Annotated in this window: 13 protein-coding genes and 5 pseudogenes; 9 read left to right on the plus strand and 9 right to left on the minus strand. The window is 61.6% G+C overall.

Annotation, left to right across the window (positions count from 1 at the left end; translation table 11 throughout):
* Positions 1 to 689 precede the first annotated feature (689 nt).
* Positions 690 to 1,498, plus strand: a pseudogene (tnpC, locus tag XH98_RS15405) (IS66 family transposase); the annotation flags it as partial.
* A 485-nt stretch (positions 1,499 to 1,983) separates the two neighbouring features.
* On the opposite strand, the gene XH98_RS15415 reads toward tnpC, so the two are convergent.
* Positions 1,984 to 2,823 carry a DUF1194 domain-containing protein gene (locus XH98_RS15415; RefSeq protein WP_271619116.1) on the minus strand — a complete coding sequence of 280 codons (840 nt, stop codon included), beginning with the start codon at positions 2,821 to 2,823 and terminating at the stop codon, positions 1,984 to 1,986.
* 625 nt (positions 2,824 to 3,448) lie between these two features.
* Here XH98_RS15415 and XH98_RS15425 point away from each other — a divergent pair.
* Positions 3,449 to 3,901, plus strand: a complete 453-nt coding sequence (locus XH98_RS15425) for a pyridoxamine 5'-phosphate oxidase family protein (RefSeq protein WP_271619118.1) — start codon at positions 3,449 to 3,451, stop codon at positions 3,899 to 3,901.
* 313 nt (positions 3,902 to 4,214) lie between these two features.
* On the opposite strand, the pseudogene XH98_RS15430 reads toward XH98_RS15425, so the two are convergent.
* Positions 4,215 to 6,044, minus strand: a pseudogene (locus XH98_RS15430) (caspase family protein).
* Positions 6,045 to 6,416: 372 nt separating this feature from the next.
* On the opposite strand from XH98_RS15430, the pseudogene XH98_RS41100 reads away from it, so the two are divergent.
* From XH98_RS41100 to XH98_RS15445, 4 genes and pseudogenes are all read left to right on the plus strand, one after another.
* A pseudogene (locus XH98_RS41100) lies at positions 6,417 to 8,615 on the plus strand (GAF domain-containing protein); the annotation flags it as partial.
* Positions 8,616 to 8,735: 120 nt separating this feature from the next.
* Positions 8,736 to 9,944 carry a sensor histidine kinase gene (locus XH98_RS41105; protein WP_442868589.1) on the plus strand — a complete coding sequence of 403 codons (1,209 nt, stop codon included), beginning with the start codon at positions 8,736 to 8,738 and terminating at the stop codon, positions 9,942 to 9,944.
* Positions 9,941 to 10,330, plus strand: coding sequence for a response regulator (locus XH98_RS15440; protein ID WP_271619120.1), 390 nt, complete (start codon positions 9,941 to 9,943; stop codon positions 10,328 to 10,330). The genes XH98_RS41105 and XH98_RS15440 overlap by 4 nt, the downstream gene beginning before the upstream one ends.
* A 190-nt stretch (positions 10,331 to 10,520) precedes the next feature.
* Positions 10,521 to 10,706 (plus strand): annotated as a pseudogene (locus XH98_RS15445) (IS110 family transposase); the annotation flags it as partial.
* Between the two features lie 107 nt (positions 10,707 to 10,813).
* Here XH98_RS15445 and XH98_RS15450 read toward each other — a convergent pair.
* From XH98_RS15450 to XH98_RS15470, 5 genes are all read right to left on the minus strand, one after another.
* Positions 10,814 to 12,832, minus strand: coding sequence for an alpha-glucosidase (locus XH98_RS15450; RefSeq protein WP_271619147.1), 2,019 nt, complete (start codon positions 12,830 to 12,832; stop codon positions 10,814 to 10,816).
* Positions 12,829 to 13,683 (minus strand): carbohydrate ABC transporter permease, encoded by an 855-nt coding sequence (locus XH98_RS15455; RefSeq protein ID WP_271619121.1) that lies wholly within the window; start codon positions 13,681 to 13,683, stop codon positions 12,829 to 12,831. Before XH98_RS15455 ends, XH98_RS15450 begins: the two co-directional genes overlap by 4 nt.
* Entirely contained in the window at positions 13,680 to 14,627 is a 948-nt protein-coding gene (locus tag XH98_RS15460; RefSeq protein ID WP_442868586.1) for a carbohydrate ABC transporter permease, read from the minus strand. The genes XH98_RS15455 and XH98_RS15460 overlap by 4 nt, the downstream gene beginning before the upstream one ends.
* A gap of 29 nt (positions 14,628 to 14,656) precedes the next feature.
* The gene (locus XH98_RS15465) at positions 14,657 to 15,874 is read right to left on the minus strand and encodes an ABC transporter substrate-binding protein (protein WP_442868590.1); all 1,218 of its coding nucleotides are present in this window, start codon (positions 15,872 to 15,874) and stop codon (positions 14,657 to 14,659) included.
* 91 nt (positions 15,875 to 15,965) lie between these two features.
* Complete coding sequence (locus tag XH98_RS15470; protein ID WP_271619123.1) at positions 15,966 to 17,039, minus strand: ABC transporter ATP-binding protein; 1,074 nt, start codon at positions 17,037 to 17,039, stop codon at positions 15,966 to 15,968.
* 181 nt (positions 17,040 to 17,220) lie between these two features.
* On the opposite strand from XH98_RS15470, the gene XH98_RS15475 reads away from it, so the two are divergent.
* Complete coding sequence (locus XH98_RS15475) at positions 17,221 to 18,315, plus strand: LacI family DNA-binding transcriptional regulator (protein WP_271597664.1); 1,095 nt, start codon at positions 17,221 to 17,223, stop codon at positions 18,313 to 18,315.
* A 3-nt stretch (positions 18,316 to 18,318) separates the two neighbouring features.
* Here XH98_RS15475 and XH98_RS15480 read toward each other — a convergent pair whose 3' ends face one another.
* Positions 18,319 to 18,483, minus strand: a complete 165-nt coding sequence (locus XH98_RS15480; protein WP_271619124.1) for a hypothetical protein — start codon at positions 18,481 to 18,483, stop codon at positions 18,319 to 18,321.
* An 823-nt stretch (positions 18,484 to 19,306) separates the two neighbouring features.
* Between XH98_RS15480 and XH98_RS15485 the strand changes: the two genes are divergently transcribed.
* Positions 19,307 to 19,576, plus strand: a complete 270-nt coding sequence (locus XH98_RS15485) for a DUF1330 domain-containing protein (RefSeq protein WP_442868587.1) — start codon at positions 19,307 to 19,309, stop codon at positions 19,574 to 19,576.
* Positions 19,577 to 19,838: 262 nt separating this feature from the next.
* On the opposite strand, the gene XH98_RS15490 is transcribed toward XH98_RS15485, so the two are convergent.
* Entirely contained in the window at positions 19,839 to 21,284 is a 1,446-nt protein-coding gene (locus tag XH98_RS15490; protein ID WP_271619125.1) for an IS1182 family transposase, read from the minus strand.
* 270 nt (positions 21,285 to 21,554) lie between these two features.
* Here XH98_RS15490 and XH98_RS15495 point away from each other — a divergent pair.
* Positions 21,555 to 22,907 (plus strand): annotated as a pseudogene (locus XH98_RS15495) (transposase).
* Positions 22,908 to 22,969: the final 62 nt, after the last annotated feature.

The raw sequence follows: 22,969 nt of genomic DNA on the forward strand, positions 1-22,969 counted from the left end.
GCGGCGGTCGCGTAGATGAAGAAGTCATAATATTCGAGAGCCGACCCGATCCAGCCGCTTGCAGCGGCCTTCCTTGACTGGCTCATGTCATGGATCGCGCGCGTCGTAGCCATTAGATTATTTGCTCTCGCTCAGTTGTTTGGCGACGTCCCTTGGGCGGGCCTCGCTGACAATTGGACAGCAATCGCGCGCTCTCATATCTAGCGCGACACCCGGGAGAGGAGGGCCACGGCCTTCACTCCGTCCGGGGCAGCCGGCTTCCTCGGCAAGCCTGATAGCCGAGGATCGGTCATGCGGCTCTGAAAGTCGGGCCGCCAGCGTCGAGAACCGCAGCCGCACCGTGGTGAGGAGAGCTTCCGGCAATGACGGACTGCATTGCATCGATGCCGATGCCGCCTCCGACTTGATGAGTGTGAAGTACATCATTTGCTCCAGAGGTCGCCATGTGATCGCGACAACACAACTCTAAGTTACAAATCGGCAATGCGCTTGAACGTATTGGGCCACGATTGATCAATGCATGCCTCGAAAACTGATCCCTCACGGTCGATCTACAAAAATCAAATTTTACCGAATAGAATCCGGCCGCAATTGCTGCACTCGCAAACGCGTGATCGACCAGAGTTCCATGCACTCGTCGCTCTGACAGGACGCAGCCACGGTCGATAACAGGGGCCTGTACCAGATCGGAAGACAAGAGCGAGCGGCTGGACATGGTGCCGGCACAGTTCCGCGTTGTCGTCATCAGAGTCCCAAATCGGCCTGCCGAGCCTGCGAAGATGGCGTCCTGCAGGCCGAGGCTCCGGCCCGGTTGACTGCCGACGGAGGCAACCGTCGCCGAGGTCTTGGTGTCCAAACATGCCGATCATCTGCCGCTGTACCGGCAGACCCAGATCTATGCCCGCCAGGGCATCGCTCTCGATCGATCGCCACTGACGGACTGGGTTGGGCATGCTGCCTTCCATCTGCGCCCGCTGCATGAGCGCCTTCTCAGGGTGCTTCGAGCGAGGTCTAAGCTGTTGGCCGACGAGACGACGGTGCCGGTGCTCGGTCCTGGTCGAGGACGCACCAAGTCCGGCCAGCTCTGGGCCTACGCCGCCGACGACAGGCCTAGGGGCAGCCTCGCCACCCGGTATCGCCTAGTCTATGCACCCGGCCGCAAAGCCGAGCGGCTGTTCAGCCAACTTGTCGGCTTCAAGGGCGTCCAGCAGGTCGATGGCTACAATGCCTATCCAAAGCTTGCCGAATGTGGCGAGGTCGAACTCGCCTTCTGCTGGGTGCGCATGCGGCGCAACTTCTACGAACTCGCGACAGCCCGGTCCCGCGCCGAGAATGAGATCCGCGGCCCCAGCGCGGAGGAGCGTCGCCTCGGCGTCAGCAGAGAAGCCGGCCACTGGCCGATGCCTTCGAGGTATGACTGCGCGCCAAGCTGGCTCTCATCAGCCAGAAGATCAAGCTCGTCGCTGCCATCCGCTACGCTCTCTCGCGCTGGCAGGGGAAATCCCCTGGCGGGCGGCTCTCCGACGTTGAACTCCTCCAGCGACCGCACGCGCTCCTCTGCAATGAGTGGCGCAATGCGTTTCCCGATCAGGTCGGCGCATTGATAGGCAGTGTAGAAATTAGCCCAGACCACCGGCCCCTGCCCGACCCGTTTGATGCATGGCACTCATCAATCAGGACACCAAGGCGAGCCCGGTTCCTAGTGGCTCATCGGCAAAAATGGCTCCCGAGATCGCCGTGGCTGTCGGACATGCCAAGGCAGCGAAGGTCCAGGCAACGCGCAGGGCCTACGGGACCGACTTCCAGCGATTCGGCGCCTGGTGCAAGGGCGTTGCGTCGTTCCCCACCCTATGCTCAAGTTCGTTTTTCCTCGCCTTTAGCCCGATGGCGATCGGCCGTCGGATGTTTCCGCAACTTGACCGCGAGCGCAAGAGAGAGGGCGGTCAATCAGTCATGCGTACGCCCGCTTGGACGAAGCCCGTCTCATCGCCCCCAGCGATCCTGCCAGATCTTCTCGCCAATCGTGCAACTGACGCGCGGCTCCTTTTCAGCTACCGGAACGATGCGGTGTTCGGGCCTCCTTCCGGCGACCTCGAGCAGAAGTTTCGTACGGATCGCCTCCTTAAACTGGTCACGGTCCTTGATCGTCACGACGAACGAGCCGGGCCCGCCGATGACGCAATCTTCGTAGTACCAATCGAGATTGTCGATATCCATTGTAGAATAGGACGGCTCCTTGATCATGATCGGCAGTCCGTTGATGACGATGCCTTTCGCCAGCGCCTCGTCGCGAACCCGCGTGACCGGGTCGCCGTTGTTGTTCGGTCCGTCGCCGGAAATGTCGATCACGCGCCGCAATCCCCGCTGCGGATCCTGGTCGAACAGCGGCATGGCGAAAAGGATGGCTCCAGAGATCGAGGTCCGCGATCCCCGGCGGACCGGCGTCTGCATGATCTCGTTGGCGACGGCGTCGGCTGTCTCGGGGCCGTCGACGACGCGCCAGGGAAAGATGATCTTCTGGTCCCTGGAGGCCGACCATTCGAAGTAGGTCACCGAGATTTTGCCGTTTGGACCGGAGCGCAGCGCCTGCAGGAATTCCTTGGACACGATGGCCTGTGCGTAGCCCTCCCGCTGGACCGCGAGCTCGTCCATGTCCATGGAATAGGAGACGTCGACCGCGATGACGAGTTCGACGTCGACGGAAGGCGCGGCCTGCTTGTCCACCACTTCCGAGCTTTGGCTCGGCGCGACGATTCCGGCGACACCGCTGCCGGCGAGCAGACTACCGAGGATGACCGCACCCAATGAGACACACCGCTGCATCGTGGACCTCCGCATCCCCAATGGTGGCACGAGAGGTAAATCAAACAAAGCAGAACATGCCTTCATCGCGTTCAAGTTAATGGGATTGCATGTACACTGGTTGGCGGCGCCTTGAGCGGTACGACTAGGCCGACTTCCGTGCCGCTAGTTGCCAGCTTCCACCGCACGAACGTTGAGGGAATGCGGGCGCTGATAGGTGTCAGCGGTTGCTGCGATGAACCCCCGGGAACGATGCCGGCGATGTCCAAAGGTTTTCTAGAACAAATCTTCCGGCCGGGCTTCGCCAGGGAGAGACATTTCCCGAGGCGCCTGCTTACCGGGCGTTCGGACCGCATCGTTGTAACAATGGGTATGCCTGCGGCGGTCTATTGCTGGTAATAAAGCCGATCCACAAAAGTCTCTGTGGACTTACATTCGCGGACGAGCATAAACGTGCGCGCTGGATCGAAGACATGCGCGGATACGGCCGATGCGGCAACTAACGGCGGACTCTCATCGCTGCACCGGCCGTAGCACGATCGAGCTCGGCCCACGCCCCAGCTTTCGTCTTGATTTGCCTCAACCTCGCCTCGCTCACCTTTGCTATTGTGTTTCATGCTGTGGGCGAACGTGAAGGTCTATGACCATGGACGACGTATCCAGGCGAAAGATTCAGGCATTACTCGATCAGCACCGCACCATGCGTATCGCGACGCTGCGTCCGGACGGCTGGCCCCAGGTAACTACCGTGGGCTACGCCAACGACGGCTTTGCGATCTATTTCCTGTGCGGGAAAGAAAGCCAAAAAGCATCCAATCTGACCCGCGATAACCGCGCATCTCTCGCGATCGACGACGACACGCCGCAGGTAATGGAAATCACCGGGCTGTCCATGGCGGCGCGGGCCGAAGTGGTCAACGATCCGGTCGAAGGCGAAAAAGCGTTGCGGCTGCTATTCCAGAGATATCCGGAACAGAAATCCATGCCGGCTGCGCTGCCGATGCCCGGAGATGTTCGCATCTTTCGGCTGACGCCAACCGTGATCTCAGTGCTCGACTACACCAAGGGATTTGGCCATACCGATCTCGTCACGTGCTGAACGCAGCTTCTATCCAGCACGTCCCTTACCGAGACGGTCTGAGGGGTGACTGGATGTCGCCTTTGGCTCATCGCGACATTTTACTGCCGCGCAGCAATTATGTCGCTCTTCACCCTGGCTGCGTGAAAACGCAAAAGTGCGAAACACGACTAGAATTGGATTCTACAGTTCGTCGTCAAAGTTGAAGGCACTTTCGACCTTGCGCGCGACATCGGTCTTGGACAAACAACTTCTTCTATCGCGCTCAAGCGTCTTAGCGTTTTCACGCAGCCAAGACCCGAAACGGACTTCGTTAGCAAAGAGAAGCTCGTTATCAATCGCAGACCTCAGTCATTATTCCGTGAGTGAAAGCACCCTTGGGCAGCTGCAAGCGGCACCCTTGTCGCACTGGACGGCATATCTGAGAGTTGCAATAGATCTGCCCCGTGGCCTGCGGCTTTGCAGGCGTGGCTTCGCTCTTCTTTCTCTCGTCGTCTCGCGGCTTGGCCTCGCGGGTGGCAACCGGCTTCTTGTCCGGCGTCTTCCCACACTCGTTGGCGTCGTTGACGCGATAGCCCGCGCGGCAGGTGACCTTGACGCAGGCATCGCCATCGGCCTTGAAGCCGTGCTCGCAGACCAGCGGGCAGACCCGGCCTGATTTGGCCTTGATGGCATCGAGCGCTTCGAAGCTCGCCTGCTTGGCGTCAAACTTCGTTCCCGCGTATTTGTTGAATAGCGTCAGCGAGCGTTGCGATGACGCGTTCCAGTCGCAGTCGGCCGCGGCCGCGAGACAGCCGACCCGGCGGAGTTCGGACTGTATCAGCCTCGCAGTCTCCTGCGGAGATAGGCTCGACGGTGAAGAGGTCGGGTCAACGGCGGCAACTTTCTGTTCGCTCTCCCGCGCTTTCGCGTCCGCCGCCTGCTTCGCAGCCATTTCTGCGGCCGCCTTGTCGCTTGCGATCTTGTCGGCGAGCGCCTTCTCGGCGGCCTGCTTGTCGGCCAGCGCCTTGGCGACGGCGGCTTCTGCATCCTTCCTGCGCTGCTCTGCTGCGGCTGCCTTGACTTCCTCAATCTGCTTGGCCTTCTCTGCCGCTAGCCGCGCGTCCTCTGCCGCTTTGGCGGCCGCAGCTGCCTTCTCCTGTTCAGCTTTCTTGGCCCGCTCGGCGGCAAGCCGAGACTTCTCGTCCTCGGCTTGCCTCGCCTTTTCCGCGGCGGCGGCCCGGGTTTCTTCGGCGACAATCTTGCTCAATTGGCCCTTCGCAAGGTCGGTATAGAAGCCGCTTGGATAGCGGTTGATGAAAGAGGATCAGAACGTCGCGGGTGCCAATCTGGAGCGCGAGCTCGTAGTCCCGCCGGATTTCGCTGTCCGGGCTGGCCTGCGGTCCAGCCGCGACCGGCTTCGCCGGCACAAGCGCCACGTCATCGCCGCCGAGCGAACCATAGACAAAGGGCTCCTGCTTGTTGCCGGTGGCCTTGAGCACGTCGTCACGGACGAAACGAAAAGCCTTGCCGAGATCGAGCCCCGGCGTCGGCAGGCGTTCGACCAGCGCGGTGGCAAACGGGCTGTTCTTGCTATCGCCGTCCGAGGCCGTTGAGCCCGCCTTCGCCGCGAAGGCGATCATGGTGTTCGGGCTGGTCGGCTCGACCTTGGCAAGGCCTCGGCCGATCGCGCGCGAGGCGACCGTCCGCTTCATCGTCTTGGCGAAAGGATTGTCGCGGCAGGCATCCAGGATGACGAGCCGCAGCTGCTTGGCCGGTTCCACGGCGAACAGCGCGCGGTCAAGCGCAACGGTCTCGTCGAGCACGTCACCGTCTGTCTCCAGCGCGGCATCAGTGGGGATCAATAGTTGGTGCCGTCGAGCTCGATGCCGTGGCCGGCATAATAAATGACGGCAACGTCGGCATCGCGGGTCCGGCCCGCAAACTCGCGCAACGACCTGCGCATGTCGGCGGCATTGAGGTCGAGCCTTACATCGACATCGTCGAAGCCGGCCGTCTTGAACATGCCACCGACCAGAGTGGCGTCGTTAACCGGATTGGCGAGCCTCGGGGCGCTCTTGTAGGCCGAATTGCCGATCACCAGCGCAACGCGCCGTTCGGCCATCGCCGGTCCGCATCCGAGCCACACGGCAAAAATGATCAAAAGAAGACGAAGCGCGCCCATTACAGTCCCAAATCAATGGTAGCAGCGTATCCAGAGCGTGGCGAAAGGCAAGCGGACGGTATGTGATGCCGATCACAGGGGGGCTGGCAAACGCGCGTTCAGGACCGATGGTAGGTAGTATTTCATACTCGGGCCCAAACGCCGCGGCGCACAGCCAGTCCGTAGCGAGCGTCGAGAAAGTGTATTTCAGCTTGTGGCCCGTGGCTGACCTCAGCCCAGAGCACGGTGGTGTCGGCTTCCGAGAGATGACCCGACCAAGGGCATGCTGGCTGCCGAGGGCAGCCTTTGACCCATAGCGGCTTCCCGGCCATGGCGCGAAACTGCGGATTTGTATAAGCTTGAGCATCGTTCTGACCCATCCGGGGGAGCGAGATGCGGCGACGCAGCGGAAGTGAGCATCCGGTCAAGGAGCGGCGCGTGAGCGGGCGCAAAGCGCCCAACCCGTCGAGCGCAGCCCCATCCATTGCCGACCTGCAACAGCAGCTAGACACGCGCACCCGCGAACTGAAAGAAGCACGTGAGCGGGAGGCCGCGACCGCGGAGGTGCTGCAGGTCATCAATTCCTCGCCCGGCGATCTCGCCCTGGTGTTTCAGGCGATGCTCGAGAAAGCGATAGAGCTGTGCAGAGCCGGGTTTGGCACTCTTTGGACTTACGACGGGGAGCGATTTAGCGTCGCCGCCACCTACGCGGTGCCAGCCGCGCTCGCCGAGTTTGTCCGCGAGCCTGTGCCGGTGGCGGCTTCGGCAAGTCTTCTGGACATCGTGCGCGGTCAAAGTCTGGTTCATGTTGTGGATTTGGCGGCGACAGAGCTCTATCAGGCCGGCAATCACGTGCGCCGCGCCTATGTCGACCTGGGCGGCGCGCGCACGCTGATCAGCATCGCGCTGCGCAAGGATAACGCCCTGCTTGGCGCTTTCAACGTCTACCGTCAGGAGGTGCGACCATTCTCCGATAAGGAGATCGCGCTCGTACAGAACTTCGCCGCACAGGCCGTGATTGCCATCGACAACGCGCGGCTCCTGGGCGAACTGCGCCAGCGCACCGACGAGCTTACAGAAGCATTGGAACAGCGGACGGCAACCTCCGAAGTGCTCCAGATCATCAGTCGTTCCCCAGGCGATCTTCAGCCAGTGTTTGCTGCGATCCTGGAGAACGCCTCGCGCATCTGCCAGGCCAAGTTCGGCATGCTGATGCTGGCAGAGGGTGATGCTTTTCGACTGGGCGCGGCCCACAACGCGCCGCAAGCATTCGTTGATTTCATGCTGCGCGGGCCGGTACGGCCCAATCCGCACATCACCTTTGGCCGCGCAGTAGCAACCAAGCAGGTTGCGCAAACGACAGACATCACCATCGAGCAACCTTACCTTCAAGGCGACCCTTTGGCGGTGGCAGCCGCCGAGCTCGGCGGCTATCGTACTGTCCTGGCTGTGCCAATGCTCAAGGAGAGCAACGTCATCGGCACGCTGGTGTTTTTCCGGCAGGAAGTACGCGCGTTCAACGACAAGCAGATTGCGCTGGTCCGGAATTTTGCTGCTCAAGCCGTCATTGCCATTGAGAACGCGCGGCTCCTGGGCGAGCTACGCGAGCGCACAGCCGACTTGACTGAATCCTTGCAGCATCAGACCGCGACCGCCGATGTGCTGAAGGTCATCAGCCGCTCGACCTTCGACCTCAAGCCCGTGCTGGAGACGGTCGCCCGGACCTCGGCGCATTTATGCGAGGCTGAGATGGCGTTCATCTCGCAGCGCGATGGCGACGTCTTCCGCTACATCGCGGCCGTCAGTTCGACTCCTGAAGCGGCGGCTGGCGCCGTCAGATTGCAGAAGTACCTTGATACTCATCCGGTTTCCGGGCTTTCGGGCCAGCGCACGATGACCGGACGCGTCATCTCGCAACGCCGCGCCGTTCAGATCGCCGATATCACCGCCGACGCGGAATATCAGTTTCCCGAGATCTTCGAGCTCGCGAGAGTACGCGCGCTCCTCGGCGTGCCGCTGCTGCGCGACGGCGAGCCGATTGGTATGATGAGCATGGCGCGCCAACGACCTGAGCCGTTTACCGAACGGCAGATCGAACTGGTGTGCACCTTCGCCGACCAGGCGGTCATCGCAATCGAGAATGCGCGGCTCTTGACCGAGCAACGCGAAGCGCTCGAGCGACAAACCGCGACCGCCGAAGTGCTGCAAGTCATCAATTCATCGCCGGGCAATCTCGCGCCGGTGTTCAATACCATCCTGCTGAAGGCACACCGCCTCTGCGATGTCGCTTATGGCAGCCTGCAGGTCTACGATGGCGATCGGTTCCGCGCTGTCGCGGTGCATGATCTGCCGGAACAATTCGCCGATATCTTGCGACGGGGTTTTCGGGCATCAGATCATCCCGCCGGCCGGCGCCTGCTCGCCGGCGAGCGCCTCGTGCACCTCGCCGACTGCGCCGAAATCGACCATCCGGTGATGCGAGGTGCAGTCGAACTTGGCGGGATTCGTACCGCGCTGTTCGTGCCGCTGCGTCGCGACGAGACGCTTCTCGGAATGATCGTCTGCGGCCGACGCGAAGTCAGGCCCTTCACCGAGGACGCGATCGCCATCTTGGAGGGATTTGCCGCACAAGCCGCGATCGCGATCGAGAATGCGCGGCTGTTGGGAGAGTTACGCGAGCGCCAGGCCGAACTACGCACAACCTTCGACAATATGGGTGACGCTGTCGCAATGTTCGACGCCGCGGGTCGCCTGGCGGCATGGAACCACAATTTGCAGGAGATGCTCGACCTGCCGGAGTCCCTGCTTGCCGCGCGGCCGCGCCTTGCCGAACTTTTCCACTATCTTGCTGCGCGCGGCGAGTTCGGCTCGGCCGATCTCGAAACGCAACTGAGCCGCTCCCTCGAAGATACGAGGCACGAAATGCGTTACGAACGGACGCGTCCGGACGGTCGCGTCGTCGAGGTGCGCCGCAATCCAGTGCCGGACGGCGGCTTCGTGATGATCTATGCCGACATCACGGAGCGAAAGCGCGCGGAGGAAGCTATCGGCGCGGCACGCGATGCCGCCGAGGCCGCATTGCGTGACTTGCAGGCGGCTCAGGATCGCCTGGTCCAGACCGAAAAGTTGGCCTCACTTGGTCAGCTCACGGCGGGCATCGCGCATGAGATCAAGAACCCGCTCAATTTCGTCAACAACTTCTCCAGCGTATCGGTGGAACTGATCGACGAACTGCATGAGGCGCTCGGGCGAGTGACGCTCGACGACAATGCGCGCACCGAGATCACCGAATTGGCCGGCACCCTGCGCGCCAATCTGGGCAAGATCGTCCAGCACGGCAAGCGGGCCGATTCCATCGTCAAGAACATGCTGCAGCATTCGCGCCAAGGTTCTGGCGAGCGTCGTCCCGCCGACATCAACGCGATCGTCGAGGAAAGTCTCAACCTCGCCTATCACGGTGCGCGCGCGGAGAAGCCGGGCTTCAACATCACGGTCGAGCGATACCTCGACCCCACCGCGGGGACGGTCGAACTCTACCCGCAGGAAATCACGCGAGTGTTCCTCAACCTGATTTCAAACGGCTTTTACGCAGCCACGAAGCGCAAGGAAGGCGCCGGCGACGGTTTCGAGCCAAGGCTGAGCGCAGCAACAAGAAATCTCGGCAGCGCCGTTGAAATCCGGTTTCGCGACAATGGCGCCGGCATTCCTGCTGAGGTCAAGGAGAACATATTCAATCCATTCTTCACCACCAAGCCGGCCGGCGAAGGAACAGGGCTCGGCCTTTCTATTTGCCATGATATCATCGTAAAGCAGCATGGCGGACGGATCGACGTCGATACCGAGCCTGGCGCCTTTACCGAATTCATCATCACGCTGCCGCGCACTGCGACCGCACCACTGCAGACCGGAGGCAAGAGTTGAGCGTTTATATCCTGGTCGTAGATGACGAGCCCGACGTGGAAGTGCTGTTCCGTCAGCACTTCAGGCGCGATCTGCGGCGCGGCCGTTTTCTAATGGAGTTTGCACGTTCGGCGCCGGTCGCGCTGCAACGCGCGCTCGAGATTCGCGATGCCACCCTCATCCTGATCCTGTCGGATATCAACATGCCCGGGATGAGCGGGCTGGAGATGCTGCCGATCGTGCGGTCGGCCCGACCCGATGTTCCCGTCATCATGATCACAGCTTATGGCGATGCCGAAACCAAGCGCAAAGCGCTGGAGAAAGGCGCGACCAACCTATTGACCAAACCGATCGATTTCGAGGCGCTGCGCCAGGAGATTGACGCAAGGCTCGAGCAAGCCGCATGACCGCCACCATCCTCGTGGCCGATGACGGTATGCGTTCCGGTTGATGCGCACCAACCGCTGACCCCATAATTTGAGATGGGAACGACATCTCCAAAGTCCGCTTTTGATGCTGTGGACCGCTCCTCCACCGGCACGAGAGTGCCAAGGAATGGTGCCGTCTTGAGGCTCCCACGATTCGGAGGAGCAACCTATGCAGTCGATTTCGACGATTGGCCTTGATATTGCGAAGTCGGTCTTCCAAGTGCACGGCGTTGATGCAGCCGGTCAGGTGGTCGTACGCCGTTAGTTGAGGCGCCGCTACATCTTGGCGTGTTTCCAGAAGTTGCTGCCATGCCTGGTGGGGATCGAAGCTTGCGCATCATCGCACCATTGGTCAGCGAGCGCCGCTGCTGGCGCAGGAGCGCGTCGGAATCCCAACTGGCGAGAGCGGCGAACGAGGGCGTCTGGAAGAAAGTCAGCCTAAACGCAGCAATCTAGGAGGCTTCACAAATCCCGCAATTCAACAAAAAGAACCTCGAACTCACTATCCGCGCGATAGAACACTGGCGGCCGTCCCAACGGCGCCGCGACAGATAGGTCCTGTCCGCCTGCAAATGACTGGCCGGTCCAGACATGAATCCAGTCGGTCCCTGTCGGAAGGTAGAGGCTCCGCTGATCCTGACCCGCCTGCCAGACGGGCGCGACAAGCAGATCACGGCCATAAAGGTAGCAATCCTGAATGCCATAGGTTCGCCGGTCGTCTTCGTGATGGAGAAACAGCGGACGTTGCACCGGCAGGCCCCGGCGCGCAGCTTCCAGCGACAACGCCCGCAGGTAAGGCGAGAGGTGAACGTAGATCGACGTCATCGCAGCGAAATGCGCGAGAACCGTCGGATCGCCGTCGAGCTGAAGATTGTCACGGGGCCTGTTGCCTTCGTGGCTGCGCATCACAGGCGTAAAGGCCGCCATCTCGCTCCAACGCATCAGCAGCTCGGGTGTGCGCACACTGCCGAATAGGCTGGTGTAGCCGCCGATGTCGGAGTGGTGATAGGCGTTGCCGAGTAATCCCGACGACAGGGCGGCGCAGATCACCGTGACCAGCCCGTCATGCCTGGAAAAGTCGACCGATTGATCGCCGGCCCATAGCCACGGGCAGAACTTCTGCACGCCCGTAAAGCCGGATCGCATGAAGAACACGACCTCGCCGGTGCGGCCGCGGCTCGCCACCGCCTTCGCATTCACTTCGGCCCACAGCGTCGGCCAGAGGTTGTGCGCAAGCCTTGCATCGATGCCGCTGGCAAGACGCACCTCGACCGGCAGATATTCCCCGAAATCAGCCATCCAGCCGGATAGGCCGTAGTCGAGCATGTTCCTGCCGATGATGACTTCGGAGAACCATGCCGCGGCATGCGGATTGGTGAAATCCACGGTGCCGCAGTGGAATTCACCGAAATCGATCAGGGCCGTTTGTCCGGAGGCATCCTTGACGAAATAGCCGGCATTCTCGGCTTCCGCGAACAGGACGCCATCGCTGGCGAGATACGGGTTCACGTAACCGAGAAAGCGGACGCCCTGGTCGTTCAATTCGGCGATGCGCTGCCGCAGGCCAGGATAACGCGTCTCGTTCGCCTTCCAGTCCCAGAACAGCCGCGCACCGAAGGTTGTCTGTCGAATCCCGACCCAGTCCTCGCACCAGAGACCGGACACCTTGACGCCCGCCGTGCGCATGGTCGCGAGGCGCGTGAACGAGTTCGCGCCGTCCTTCAGGCCGATGATCGCGCCATTGTAGATCCACTCCGGAAGCGGTGGTTGGCGACCGAACCGATCGGACAGCGTCTCCACCAGCGCGACGAACGACGGCGCGGCAAACAACTCGATGCGTTCAGGGACGGCCCAGGCCTCGATCTCGTGAAACTCGCTCTCGCGAAAATCGAACACGCTGTAGGCTGACGTCTCGACGTGAAGCGCGTAGCGCGCTGAGGAGATGTAGGTCGGCTGCGGATAGTTGGTGTGATAGTAGTCGCCGCCCGCGTGGCCGGTCGCGTCCGCCTTGAAGGTGATCTCCGTCGTCTTGTCGCGTCCGACGCCCGGCTCCGAACTCCACAACGGATACCGTCGTCCACGCAGATCAAAATAGGAGAATTGCTCGCCGCCGCCCCAGATATGCTCGTCGCGGTCAGCCACGACGCGCAGCCAGAATCGATTCACGGCGGAATCGAGCGAGCGCAGCTTCAGCGCATTGCCCTCAAGCGTCGCCGCGAGGCGCGGCGGCTGCCCGGTGGCAGAGGACAACATGATCGTGTTGCCGTCGATCTCGGCATGCGCGAGCGGGCAGCGTTCGACGAGGCGATCCTCGATTTCGAAGCGGCCGCGATGCATTTCGATGCGGTCATTGCCGCGGCCGATGAAGAAACATGGCGCCGCAGCGCTGTGCAACAGTATCCGGCGACCCGAAATGGACAGCACAAAGCCGGACGAGGTCGTGTCAAGTTTCAAGTCCATTTCTTCCGGCCTTTCCGTCAGCCCTTGACGCCACCTGCGGTCAACCCCGAGACGACGCGCTCCTGGAAAATCACGATCAGGATCGCGATGGGCACGATGCCGACCACAAGCGCAGCCGAGATCACCGGCCAGGGAAACGCAAACTCGCCCTGATAGAGCTGGATGCCGACCGGCAGCGTGCGCAATCCCGGATTGGAGTTGAACGACAGGGCCAGCAGGAATTCGTCCCAGGCGTTGACGAAGGCGAGGATGCCGGCGGTGAAGACACCGGGCGCCGACAGCGGCACCACCACCCTGAACAGGGCGCCGAACCGCGTGCAGCCGTCGATCATGGCCGCATTCTCCAGATCGCGCGGAATACCTTCAAAGAAGGAGGTCAGCACCAGGGTGCAGACGGGCAGGCTCAGCACGGTGTAGGGCAGGATCAATGCCGTCCACGAATTGAGGAGATTGAGAGCGCGCATCGTCTCGAACAGCGGGACCAGCAGCGTCACCAGCGGAAAGGTGGAGACTGCGATGATGACGGACATGATCAGCCCCCTGAACCGCAAGTTCAGCCGCGCGAGCGCGTAGGCTGCGAGCACCGAGACCAGCAGCGTCAGCGCGGTCGAGAGCAGCGCGACCATGAAGCTGTTGAACAGGAAGGTGAGCAGCGGCTGGTCGGAGAACGCCTGGATGTAATTCCGCAGCGTTGCAGCGTGCGGGAGCCAGGTGATCGGCTTCTGCGTGAGCTCCGCCTCGGTCTTGAATGAGGTCAGCAGGATCCAAAGCGCCGGGAATAGGCCGTTGACGATGAGAATGAGCGCGGCGATGGCCCGCAGCGGCTTGCCTGACAGAGCCGAGTCGAACGTAGAGGCGGCAGCCGTGGTCATGATGCAGCCCCGCTGCCGCGGATCATGCGCAAGTATAGCGCGGTGACCAGCATCGACAGGCCGAACATCACCACGGCGAGCGCCGACCCGTAGCCCAGGTCAAGGAACGACACCGTGTTTTGATGAATGTACATGGCCAGCGTCGCGGTTTCGGTGCCCGGCCCTCCGCCCGTCATCATGTAGGGAATGTCGAAAGTCTGCAGCGCGGTGATAGTGCGGAAGATCAGCGCGACGACGATCGTGGGCGTCAGCAGCGGCAGCGTGATCTCGAAGAACTGCCGCACGCGCCCGGCGCCGTCGACGTCGGCGGCCTCGTAAAGCGAACGCGGAATGGTCTGCAGGCCTGCGAGAATGATCATCGCCATGAAGGACGAGGCCTTCCAGATGATGGCCAGGCAGATCGCGGCGAAGGCGAGCCGCGGCGAGTTAAACCAGATCACGCCCGGCAGGCCGATCCGGTTGAGCACGTCGTTGACGACGCCGTACTCGGAATGGAAGAACCAGCCGAAGATCAGGCCGGCGAAGGAGAGCGGCAACGCCCAGGGAATGAGCAGCGAAAGCCTGACCGGCCATTTCATCTGGAATGGCAGATTGGCGAGCAGCGCGAGTGCGAACCCGACGACGAGCGAGCCGGGCACGGTGATGAGCGTGATCAGCACCGTGTTCCAGGTCGCCTGCCAGAACACCGGATCGTCGGGCATCTGCTTGAAGTTCGCGAGCCCCGCGAACCGCGCCGGCAGGCCCGACGTCAGCGAGAGGTCGAGAAAGCTGGTGTAGATCAGCCGGCTCACCGGATAGACGATCATCACGCCGAGCAGGATCGCGGCGGGCGCCAGAAGCATCACGGCAAGTGTGGTGTCATCAGGGTCGGACCAGCGCGACAGCCACGAACGCCGCACAACCGGGCGATCGGCCTCGCTCTTGAACATCGATGTCGTCGTCATCAGGTCCGATCCGGACTGCAGTACGCGCTTTAGCGGATGATCCGCTTCAGGCGTGCCTCGATCTGAGCGGCGCCGTCCGCCGGCGTGGTCGCGCCCGCCAGCACCGCGTTGACCGTGGTCCGGATCGCTTCACTGACCTCGTTGTAGCGCGGCGTCACCGGCCGCGACTTTGCCGTCTCGACGATCGACTGCGCGTCGGCGAACCACGGCACCGCCTTGGTCACGTCGGCGTCCTTGTAAAGCTTGCCGTAGGTCGGCAGCAGGGAGCCGTTGATGGCCACGAATTTGGAGACTTCTGGACTCGATAAATATTCAACCAGCTTCTTCGCTTCGTCCTGATGCTTGGAAAAGGCGGAAACGCCCCACTCCCAGCCGCCAAGGCAGGTCGCCTGTTCGCCGCCCTTGACGGCCGGAAGCCGTGCGACGCCAACCTTGCCCGCGACCGCGGACTCGGCGCCCTGCGACATTGCCCATGCATAGGCCCAGTTCACCGCGAACAGGACGTTGCCGGCCTGGAACTCCTTGCGCGTATCGTCGGTCGCGACCTCGGCAATGTTCTTCTTGGCGACGCCGCTCTCGGCAAAACCCTTCCAGAGCGCGAGCGATTTAGTCGCCGCCTCGCGATCGAAATCGAGCTTGCCATGCTTGGTCACCACCTTGCCCTGGCTCCAGTACGGCACCAGGAAGGTGCAGACCGCACCTTCGATCGCCTTGCCCTGGAACGACAGACCCTGCAGGTTCGGATTGTTCTCGCCGTCCGCGACCTTCTTGGCGGCGTCCGCGAGTTCGTCCCAGGTTTTTGGCGGCTGAAGCCCGTATTTGTCCAGCAGGTCCTTGCGGTAATACAGAAACATGGAATCGGCGAAGGCGGGGAGCGCCACCACCTTGCCGTCGATCGTGTTCGCCTCGGCATAGGCGCGCAGATAGGAAGACATGTCGCTTGCGATCGGGCTGGTCCAGCCCGCCGCCGCAAACTGCGCCGGGCGGATCACGTCGAGCATCAGCACGTCGAGGGAGGAGTCCTTCGCCGTGAGCACCGTGTTGAGATATTGCGCCTGCATGTCCGAGGTCGTACCGCCGAGCTCGATACTGACCTTGACGCCGGGATTGCGCGCTTCGTACTGATCAAGCAGCGTGCGCCAGATGGCGGGCTGCCCCTGGCTCGTGACGAACACCTTCAAATTTGTCTCGGCGGATGCCCCGGTTGCGAATGCGGCCGCGGCACACGCGAGTAGCAATCCCGCCATCTTGGAAATGCGTCCTGAACTCATGCCTTCCTCCCGGATAATCGCCGCTTGTTGCGGCTTGCTTGCTGTTGGTGGTCTCGCTGCGCACTCTTTACTGCAAGGCGCGCTCCGTCTCCGGATCGAACAGGTGAATCTTCGCGGGGTCCAGCCCCAGCTTGATGGCTTCGCCGGCTTGCGGGCGCAGCTCGGGCGGCAGCCGCGCGGTCAGCGTCGCGCCGCCCACCGCAAAATGCACCAGCGTATCGGAGCCGAGCGGCTCGACGACCTGAACCTGGCAGTTCAGGCCGATGTCGGACATCAGGGGCGTGAAATGCTCGGGCCTGATGCCCACGATGAATTCACGCCCGTCGGCGGCCCAGAGTTTTGTGCCGGCGAGGCTCGCAAGCGGCAGACGGTTGCCGTCGGCGAAGTCGAGATAGCCTCGGGCGGCCCTGGCCTTCGCAAAATTCATCGAAGGAGCGCCGACGAAGCCACCGACGAAAACGCTCGCCGGATCATTGTAGACTTGGTCCGGCGTGCCGATCTGTTCGATATCGCCACCGCGCAGGATGACGATGCGGTCGGCCAAGGTCATCGCCTCGACCTGGTCGTGGGTGACATAGACGATGGTGGTCCCGATCGTCTGATGCAGCCGCTTGATCTCCGTGCGCACCTGCCCGCGCAGTTTTGCGTCGAGATTGGAGAGCGGTTCGTCGAACAGGAAGACCTGCGGCCGCCGGACGATGGCGCGGCCCATCGCAACGCGCTGACGTTGACCGCCGGAGAGCTGTCCCGGCCGCCGGTCGAGCAGATGCGTGATGCCGAGCACCTCCGCCGCGTCCCTGATCTTGGCGTCCGCGTCCGCCGCATTCGCGCCGCGCACCTTCAGGCTAAAGCCCATGTTCTCGCGCACCGTCTTGTGCGGGTAGAGCGCGTAGTCCTGGAAAACCATGGCGATGTCGCGCTCGCGCGGCGGCAGATCGTTGACGATGCGATCGCCGATCCGGATCTCGCCGCCGCTGATGCGTTCAAGGCCGGCGATCATGCGCAGCGTGGTCGACTTGCCGCAGCCGGACGGACCGACGAGCACGACGAATTCACCGTCCGTGATCTCGAGGTCGATCGCCTTGACGACGCGAAACGCGCCGTAGCTCTTCTCAAGCTTGCGCAGGCTGACCGAAGCCATGAGCCCGTTCTCCCGTCCCGACGGTTCTTGCAGCCGCGGTGATCATCTATAGTAGCGCTGCGATTTATGGAAATCAACGACTGAGCCACACCCAGCTCAATCCGGCGAACTATGATGTACAATTCCATGATATCTAGCTGATTTCACAAACTATATCGTTAGACAGGCGAAACGAGGTTGTATGGCTTCCAAGCTTCAGCTAAGTAATAGCGCTATTATCTTGAGCCACGACCGCATGGCCGCATCAAAGCCCACACGCACCCGGCGCAAGATGCAACGGGTCACGATCATGGATGTGGCGGCGCGCGCAGAGCTGTCGCCCTCCACCGTGTCCCTCTATTTCAGAAAGCCAGATGCGGTCTCGGCCGCGGCGAGCGGGGCGATCGCACGCGCCATCGAAGCGCTCGATTACGTGCCGAACCTGATGGCCGGTGGCCTGGCAGCGGCCTCATCGCGCGTCGTGAGCATCATCGTGCCATCGGTCCGCAATGCGTTCTTCGCCGAGACCGTCGCTGCCCTGCAGGACGAACTCGGCAAGCAGCGACTACAGGTGATGCTCAGCCACACCGAGTACAAGGAGCACGACGAGGAGAACCTGGTCCGCACGGCACTGTCCTGGGCCCCCGCCGCTGTCGTCTTGACCGGCCTTTCTCACAGCCCGGCAACGCGCAGGCTGCTCCGCGACAGCAAGGTGCCTGTTGTCGAGATCTGGGAGCTTGGTTCCCCAACCATGGACATGGCAGTCGGCTTCCACCACGACCAGGTTGGTCACGCCGCTGCGTCGCATCTTGTTCAGCGCGGGCGCAAGCGATTACTGTATCTCGGCGCCCGTCTCCACGAGGATCGCCGCGCGGCGCGGCGTGCCCAAGGCTTCGTCGAGACGGCTCGAAACGTCCCTGACGTCACCGCAGAGATCATCCAGCACCCCGCTCCGGCGAGCGCCGAAGTCGGCGCCATGCTGCTTGGCGAGGCCATGCATCGGTTTCCGAATGTCGACGGGGTCGCCTGCTCCAACGATCATGTCGCCCTGGGCGTAATTTTCGAATGTCAACGGCTTGGCATCTCTATCCCCCAGCGCCTGTCGGTGGTCGGCTTTGGCGACTTGAGCTTCAGCGCAGCCGCAAATCCATCGCTGACGACAATCCGCCCGCCCGGCGACCTGATCGGCAAGGAAGCCGCGCGACTTATAATCGCTCGGATCCTGCATCCCGACATCGGGCCGGAACAGGCTGTAATCGATACGCGGTTCACCCTGCTGCATCGGCAAAGCAGCTGATAGTCAGATGATCACGCCGGGTTGTTTCAGCGAGATAGGCAGTGCTAATATCAATGGAGCGGCGTGGCGCTCATGCTGGTCCCCAACTTCCCGGCCGTTGTGGCCGAGCTTCGGCTCGAGCAGGTCGGCGGCGTGCTCCTCTTCTGCAACTCGCGCCAAGCGTGTCATTCGGCGCACTGATTGAGCCCTTCTCTGGAGTGCACCCCTCGGGCCGGACAGGATCAAGCTGTCATTGCTGATCCAAATGGGATCCCTGCCTTACCGGGCGCAATAGGCTGATAACATTTGAGAAGTTGTTCTTTCAGAGGGTCCCAATCGGCGCCGATTGGGGCCCCCTCTCAAAGTGCTGAATTCGATTTTGAATCAACCACGGATGAGGTCCCGACTTCGGTGCCGAAACACGTGCTGATCAACTATCCCGCCGAAGAAGAGCACGCCTGGGACGACGTCGTCACCCACATAACGAGATCGACGGCAGGTATCGACCGGGCCAAGATTGGTCACTGGAGGTGGCCGATGCAGCTAATAGGCCGATCTTCTCAATCAGCATATCTTCTACACGAATGCGTTAGGAACCAACTCCGGCTCTTGAACCAAGCCGCTCATCCTTGGTTGCTCATGAATGGAGGAAGCTGCAATGCCTCGTTACTTCTTTCATTAGCATGCGCGAGCCAAAAGACAGAAGACCTGCGTGGAGAACTGTTCCCGACGGATGGGGCAGCATGTCACCGAGCCGCGCAGCGGATGCCAGACGGCCTCAAAAGAGCTGCGGAGCGTCCCCTACACCTATGTCTCCATTGCGGTAACTGACGGCAGCCGAACCCTGTTCGTGGTGAGGGGAACAGTCGTTGTCGAACGGGGGTAAGGCGACGTCGGCCGCGAGCGCGCGCGGGTCGCCGTACTGCCACTACTGCGGTGCATGAGTCCGAAATGGCCCTTCGCTTCCCAGCGGCCCCTCTTAATTTGAGAATGCAAAAATGAGGAGGACAACATGCCGAACGGGTATTGGATCGGGCGCATCGATGTGATCAAACCCGAATACACCAAAGCCTACGGCCCCGCCCTCGCGGCGGTGCTCTGCAAATACCACGCGAAATTCCTGGTACGCGGCGGCACATTCGAGGCGGTGGAGGGCAAGGCGCGCGACCGCAACATCGTGATCGAGTTCAAGGACTACGAAACCGCGCTCGCCTGCTACCGCTCACCTGAATACACCAAGGCGAGGGCACTGCGCGCGGGCGCGACATCCATATCATCGTGATCGAGGGCTACGAGGGCCCGCAGCCCACGGATTGAGCCCCGCCTCGGCGGCGCGCACCACGCAGCTGAATTTTGCCTCGTTGGTCGTTCGCACTGCCGAATGTCTCCTTCTGGCCTTGGTTGTGTGCAAACAGATAGTCGGCACGCGACCGTGGTCGCCAATCCTTGCAGACGGCCGAGGTTCTCGCCTCGGATCGTCCAATGACCGGCCAAAGTAGGAATCGCGACGCGGTATTGCGCTTTTGGACGCACTTCCCGGGCCTTCAGGCGGCGCGGATGGCTGCAATCAGGCTCGCTTTGCCGACGATGTTCATCACCCGTGTGAGGTTATAGGCGAGAACATGCAGCGCCATCTCGGCGGCGACGTTCCGTAGGCGCTTCGTCAGGAAGTGGGTCGCACCCATACGGGCTTTGATCGTGCCGAAGGGATGCTCGACCGTCTCGCGCCGCGTCCGCATGGCGTTGGGATTGGAATCGAGCCGTCTCTGGACTTCCTCGACCACATGCTCGTGCTCCCAGCGCGTGATGCGGCGCTCCTTGGACGGCGTACATTGGCTCTTGATCGCGCAGCCTTGGCAGGCCGCCGTCGACCAGTAACGGCGCAGCGTCATTCCATGCTCGATGTTGGTGTAGTGATAGGGCAGCAACTGGCCGGATGGGCAGCGGTAGACGTCCTGATCAGGCAGGTAGGCGAAGTCCTGTTTGCCGAACCGGCCCTCCGCCTTGGCGTTCGACGTCATGGGCTTGGGCAAGGTGACTGCAACGCCAGCCTCTTCGCAGGCTAATATCTCCTCTCCGTCGAAGTAGCCACGGTCCGCGACCGCCTCGAGTTTGTCCACTTCGAGCACTTCTTTGGCTTGTTTCGACATCCGAGCAAGCTGCCCACGGTCGTTGCCGACGTTTATGACCTCGTGCGTAACAATCAGATGGTGTTCGGTGTCGACCGCGACCTGGACATTGTAGCCGACGACACCCGATCCGCGTCCGCTGGTGGCCATCGAACGGGCATCCGGATCGGTGAGCGATATCTGTTGATCCGGCGTGTTGCGCATCTGCGCATCGAGCACTTCCAGGCGGCTCATCTCCTGCTTCAGCCGAGCGATCTTTTCCTTGATCCTCGTCGTTTTGATGCTGATCGCTTCCGATGGATCCTGCCGATCGGCGCTATCGAGTTGACGTAGATATCGACCGACGCTTTCCTCGATCTGCGCCATCCGCCTCGCCATCTTGGCATGCGTGAAGTTGCGGTCGCGGTTGTTCACCGCCTTGAACTTGCTGCCGTCGATTGCGACGCTTGGGGTCTGCAACAGGCCCATTTGCCGGCATAGTGCAATGAACTTCGCACAAACTTTCCGGATCGCCGCACCATTGTCCTTCCGGAAATCGGCGATCGTCTTGTGGTCGGGAGCCAGGCGGCCGATCAGCCACATCACCTCGATATTGCGGCACGCCTCACGTTCCAGGCGGCGACTGGATTGCACTCGATTGAGATAACCGTAAATGTAGAGCTTCAGAAGGACTGCCGGATGATAGGAGGGCCGGCCCGTCTCCTTGGCGATCGTACGCTCAAACCACATTCCATGCAGGTCGAGCGCCTCGACGAACACATCGATCACATGGACCGCGTTGTCCTCGCTTACCCAATCCTCCAGACATTCCGGCAAGAGCGTCAGCTGGGATCTGTCCGCGCCTTCAACGAAGCGTCCCATCCGTATCCCCCATCAGGAAACGGAGGAATCGTAGCCGACTCGTGGCTTTTCACACAGCCAGGGCCCGTGGCTGACCTCAGCCCAGAGCACGGTGGTGTCGGCTTCCGAGAGATGACCCGACCAAGGGCATGCTGGCTGCCGAGGGCAGCCTTTGACCGATTCTGTTGAAAAAGGCCGCAGTTGCGACTCAGAGATGCCAGTGATTCAGTCTGTCTAATTGGCAGGACCGACTTGCCGCCCATCACCCAGAGCGAGGCACCGCCGAAGATCATGATGGGACATCGGCAAGTCGAACAGGCTGCTTTGTTCTATGAGTTCTCGCTCGAGAGGTACGTCCCTTCCGACCACTTGCTTCGCTCGATCGATAGATTTGTCGATCTTGAACAGATTAGGCAGGACCTGGCGTCCTTCTACAGTAAGATCGGCCGGCCTTCGATCGATCCCGAGCTGATGATACGGATGCTCCTGATCGGCTATTGCTTCGGCATCCGATCGGAGCGGCGGCGGTGCGATGAGGTTCATCTCAATTTGGCCTACCGGTGGTTCTGCCGGCTCGGCCTGGACGGTGCGGTGCCGGATCACTCGACATTCTCCAAGAACAGACATGGTCGCTTCCGAGAAGGCGATCTCTTCCGTCGCGTGTTCGAGAACGCCTTGCACCGTTGTATCGAGGAGCGGCTGGTCGGCGGTGAAGGATTTGCCGTCGATGCGAGCCTGATCAAGGCCGACGCCAATCGGCAAAAGGGGATTGAAGGGGACAAGGGCCTCCCACCGGAGGCGGCAGGCCGGGCGATAGGCGAGTACCTCGCCGTCCTCGACGATGCCGCTTTCGCAGCAGCGACCGAGGTCATCCCGAAGTTCGTGTCGCCCGCCGATCCGGCGGCACGCTGGACGGCGCGCACGGCGGCCAAGCCTTCTTCGCCTACTCGACAAACTATCTGGTCGACGTCGAGAACGCGATCATCGTCGATGTCGAGGCAACCACGGCAATCCGGCAGGGCGGAGGTGTTGGCTGCCAAGCGCATGATTGAGCGCTCGCTCAAACGGTTCGACCTTTACCCCACCAGGCTCCTCGGCGACAGCGGCTACGGCTCGGCCGAGAAGCTCGGCTGGCTGGTTTACGAGCACGGGATCGAGCCGCACGTGACGGTGTTCGACAAGTCGGTCCGCGCGGACGGGACCTTTTCGCGCGAGGACTTCACCTATGACCACACCAGCGACGTCTATACCTGCCCCGGCGGCAAGATGCTGACCACAACCGGAACACTGGTGAACGATGGCGCAACGATGCTCTACCGTGCGAGCAAGCGCGATTGCACCGGCTGCGCCTTGAAGGCTCGCTGCTGCCCCAAGGACTTGGTCCGCAAAGTGTCTCGCTCGATCTACGAGGGCGCTCGCGACATGGCGCGCGAGATAGCACGATCATGGGAGGGCCGTACTTCACGCCGGTTGCGGAAGAAGATCGAGATGCTGTTTGCGCACCTCAAGCGCATTCTCAAGCTCAACCGTTTGCGATTACGAGGCCCAAACGGCGCACGCGACGAGTTCACTCTCGCAGCCACCGCCCAGAACCTTCGGAAGATGGCCAAGCTGATCGCCACACCTATCGCAAGGCCCGCATAGGGACCACTTCGATCTCATCCCCGGCCCAACCATTACAACGGAATACTGCCGGCCTTTTTCAA

The organism is Bradyrhizobium sp. CCBAU 51745, from assembly GCF_028128715.1.
Taxonomy (GTDB): Bacteria; Pseudomonadota; Alphaproteobacteria; order Rhizobiales; family Xanthobacteraceae; genus Bradyrhizobium; species Bradyrhizobium manausense.